This window comes from Candidatus Pelagibacter communis (assembly GCF_001179965.1).
Classification (GTDB): Bacteria; Pseudomonadota; Alphaproteobacteria; order Pelagibacterales; family Pelagibacteraceae; genus Pelagibacter.
In genome coordinates, this window is sequence record NZ_CVSH01000035.1 from 1 (window position 1) to 877 (window position 877).

At 28.5% G+C, this 877-nt stretch carries 2 protein-coding genes; one reads left to right on the top strand and one right to left on the bottom strand.

What is annotated here, in order from left to right; genetic code table 11:
* Positions 1–101 precede the first annotated feature (101 nt).
* On the top strand, positions 102–524 hold the full coding sequence (gene rnhA / locus AMN73_RS01430) for a ribonuclease HI (RefSeq protein WP_075534522.1): 423 nt from the start codon (positions 102–104) through the stop codon (positions 522–524).
* Positions 525–554: 30 nt separating this feature from the next.
* Here rnhA and AMN73_RS04420 read toward each other — a convergent pair.
* Positions 555–877 (bottom strand): hypothetical protein (locus AMN73_RS04420; RefSeq protein WP_179850067.1); only part of this gene is annotated, 323 nt, incomplete at its 5' end.

An 877-nucleotide genomic window follows, 5' to 3' on the forward strand; every position in this document is an offset into this window, starting at 1 on the left:
TACACCAAGAAATGCTATTATAAAAATTAAAGACCCAAAAGAATATATTCAAAAATTAAATTTTCATCGTGGAATAAATTCTTACAAAACTTATACAAATAATGATTAAAATATATACAGACGGTTCTTGTTTAATTAATCCAGGAAATGGTGGATGGGCGGCAATAATTATTGTTGATGGAAAAAAAACTTTCATAAAAGGAAGTAAAAAAAATACTACAAATAATCAAATGGAGTTACTTGCTCCAATTGAAGCTTTAAAAAAAATTCCAAAGGGTAGTAATGTTCAAATTTTTACAGACTCTAAATACGTAAAGTCTGGAATAACAGAGTGGATACATAATTGGAAAAAAAATGGATGGAAAACTGCAAACAAAAAAGAAGTAAGCAATAAAGCACTTTGGACAGAATTAGATCTACTAAATAATGAGTTTGAAATAAGTTGGAACTGGGTAAAAGCACATTCAACTGATGAATTGAATAATGAAGTAGATTTACTTGCTAAAGATGCTGCCAACTTATAGTTGGGGCACCTGGCAACAGAACGCCCCTTTTTAATTATAATAACCAATCTCTTTTAAATATTTCTTTGACATAACAGGAAATAAATAAGCATCAGAATCCGTTGGTAAATTTTCCCATTTAAATACTTTTTGAGGAGCAGTATAACGAAAAATTAAACCAGAAGTTTGGTAAACTCTATTAAGTAATCCAGATTTTATAAAATCATTTGTAGTTTTGGCACCAGAAATATTTTCACCCACTTTTCCAATATTCATATAATCATTTAAAGTTAATTCTTCTATTATTTCTAATACACCTTTTTTTATTTTTTCATTAGCAGGTATTGCAATACCCAAACTTATATGTGGTCCAC

What these genes read in the sequence shown, in the direction of transcription:
- rnhA (WP_075534522.1), top strand. Translation starts at nt 102, where the DNA reads ATGATTAAAATATATACAGACGGTTCTTGTTTAATTAATCCAGGAAAT.